Origin of the sequence: Pinirhizobacter sp. (assembly GCF_035317885.1) — a bacterium.
GTDB lineage: Bacteria > Pseudomonadota > Gammaproteobacteria > Xanthomonadales > Rhodanobacteraceae > Pinirhizobacter.
On the sequence record NZ_DATHFX010000503.1, the window covers coordinates 1 to 2,110 of the forward strand.

Consider the following 2,110-nt stretch of genomic DNA (forward strand, 5'->3'; position numbering starts at 1 on the left):
CGCCAAGGCCGAACTCGATATTGCCTTGCGCGATGCCACACGCACGACCCGTCGGCTTGAGGCAACCATCCTCGCGAACGATTCCATCACGCATGCGCGTGAATCGGCGGAGATCGCGGCGCGTGCTGCCGTGGCGGCGACCGGCGCCGGTCTCGACACCGGGACCCGCACGATCGTCGATGCACTGCTTGCCCAGCGCCGCCTAATTGAAACGCAACGTGCCACTGCCCAGGCACGCGCGAACCAATTCCTTGACCGCCTTCGCTTGGCCGCCGCACGTGGTGCTCTTGGTGAATCGGTTCTGGAAGAGCCGCAACCGCGGTCAAATAATCCAATCAAGGAGTGATGGTGATGGACAAATTCAACATATGCGTTGCCGCAGCACTGCTCGGCCTGATCTCAACTAGTGTTGTGGCACAGGTCGACGATGGCGACCTGTCGCAGACACGCATTATCACTACGGCGGGATCCGGCTCCGGGGCTACGTACGGAATTGCAGCGCAGGTCGCAGACTTCAACGCCAGAACTCAATGCCGGGCCTACAGTGGAGTCCCCATTGGTCCCACGGCCTTTCTTGTGCTTCGCCAGCCAATGCCGCCCTCTTACACGGGCCCTTGGATCGTTCGTGGCACTGTAAATTGCCAGATACCGTGATTAAGCGTTTATAAAAAAGGCGCCCCGAAAGGGCGCCTTTTCAGTTCACTGGCTCGCAATCAGCCCTTCCACTGCCCCAAGGCAGCCTGGCCATTTTCCTTCGCGCGCTCGTGCACGATCTTCTGCGCCGAGGCGACGTTGCCCTTGATGTCCTCGGCCCACAGCTTCAGCGCGGCCTGCTGCATGGCGCGGCCGTAGGAGAAGCTCAGCGGCCACGGATGCGGGCCCATGCGGTTCATGGCGTTCAGGTGCGCGGTGGCGTCCTTGTCGCTTTGGCCGCCGGACAGGAACACGATGCCGGGCAGCGAGGCGGGCACGGTGCTCTTGAGCACGCGCACGGTGGCTTCGGCCACTTCCTCGACATCCGCCTTCTCGGCGGACTTGGTGCCGTGGATCACCATGCTGGCTTTGAGGATGGTGCCTTCCAGCATGACGTTCTGCTCGTATAGTGCGTTGAACAGGCTGCGCAGCACTGCCTCGTGTACTTCGTAGCTCACCTCGATGGTGTGGTCGCCGTCCATGATCACTTCGGGTTCGACCATCGGCACGATGCCCGCTTCCTGGCACAGCGCGGCGTAGCGCGCCAACGCATGGGCGTTGGCTTCGATTGCGGTGGAGCTGGGGTTTTCATCGGTGATGTTGATCACCGCGCGCCACTTGGCAAATTGTGCGCCGAGCTTTGCGTATTCCTGCAGGCGCTCGCGCAGGCCATCCAGGCCCTCGGTGACCACGTCGCCCGGGAAACCGGCCAGGGGCTGCGGACCCTTGTCGACCTTGATACCCGGGATGATGCCGTTCTTCTTCATCACCTGGGTGAAGGGCACGCCGTCTTTCGTGGACTGGCGGATGGTTTCGTCGAACAGGATGGCGCCGGAGATATGCTCGGACAGGCCGGGAGTGGTGAGCAGCAGCTCGCGGTAGGCGCGGCGGTTTTCCTCGGTGTTCTCGATGCCCACGCCCTGGAAACGCTTGGCGATGGTGGTGTTGGATTCGTCGATGGCGATGATGCCCTTGCCGGGCGCCACCATGGCCTGGGCGACGCTTTCGAGATCTTCAATGCTCATGACAACTCCGTGGATCGGGGCGGCGTTCGAGCCGCACTGGAAGATGGCCGCAGGAGTGGCACCCGCGGCAAGGTCTTGAAACGCTAAGTATAAGCCACCGTCCGTTAGCCGGCCGTGGGCCTCATCCCGTGTAGCCGGCCAGATCGCAGGCCTTGGTCAGGCGTGCGCGCTCGGCGGGGTCCGTGGGCATGTTGAACTGCACGACGTAGTACGTGCTTACCGGCTGCGCCTGGCGGTTCATGCCGCTGGGCCGGTAGTTGAAGTTGCGCACGATGCTGACCGCGGTGGGGCCAAGATCGCTCGCGGGTATGGTCTTGGCGACCTTCGCATTGTAGGTTTTGCCGTCGGAGCCGATCGTGTAGGTGACGGCGGTGCAACCGGGTATGTTGAGG

General features: G+C 62.7%; 3 protein-coding genes. 1 reads left to right on the forward strand and 2 read right to left on the reverse strand.

From position 1 onward, the window contains the following. On the forward strand, positions 1–346 hold a 346-nt coding region (locus tag VK519_RS16575; RefSeq protein WP_414692767.1), incomplete at its 5' end, for a TolC family protein. 367 nt (positions 347–713) lie between these two features. Here the strand turns inward: VK519_RS16575 and VK519_RS16580 are convergent. Next, positions 714–1,718 (reverse strand): class I fructose-bisphosphate aldolase, encoded by a 1,005-nt coding sequence (locus tag VK519_RS16580; RefSeq protein ID WP_324351589.1) that lies wholly within the window; start codon positions 1,716–1,718, stop codon positions 714–716. Positions 1,719–1,839: 121 nt separating this feature from the next. Next, a partial coding sequence (locus tag VK519_RS16585; protein ID WP_324351591.1) for an energy transducer TonB occupies positions 1,840–2,110 on the reverse strand: 271 nt, incomplete at its 5' end.

Excerpts from the sequence above, each read along its gene's own strand:
- VK519_RS16580 (WP_324351589.1), bottom strand. The coding sequence starts at position 1,718 with ATGAGCATTGAAGATCTCGAAAGCGTCGCCCAGGCCATGGTGGCGCCC.